Here is a 277-nt window from a genome sequence, read left to right as displayed (position 1 = left end):
CAATCAAAAAACTATAACTAATTTAAGATTTTCCGTTGGATTAGATCCTTTAACGCTAAATCCGCAAAATGAAATAGAGCTGCTTACTGAATTAACAGAAAATAATTCTACGTTTCGACACCAAGATGCATTTTATCAAGCAGGTCTATATGCTTTACAGCACCAACAATCAAAAAAACACACATGTTTAGTTGCCCAGAAAAGTCTTGTATCAGATCGCACTGTTGAATTGGGCGATGACTGGAAGCACAATAAACTTTGCACAACTAAAGATGTC

At 35.0% G+C, this 277-nt stretch carries 1 protein-coding gene; it reads left to right on the top strand.

The genetic code is table 11. The features are described from left to right. Positions 1-277 (top strand): hypothetical protein (locus AAEY97_RS21205; RefSeq protein WP_351001321.1); only part of this gene is annotated, 277 nt, incomplete at both ends.

The organism is Shewanella sp. TB7-MNA-CIBAN-0143 (assembly GCF_040310065.1).
In the GTDB taxonomy this organism is placed as follows: domain Bacteria; phylum Pseudomonadota; class Gammaproteobacteria; order Enterobacterales; family Shewanellaceae; genus Shewanella.
Note: the sequence above shows the minus strand (reverse complement) of the source record. Positions and strands in the feature narration are given on the sequence as shown.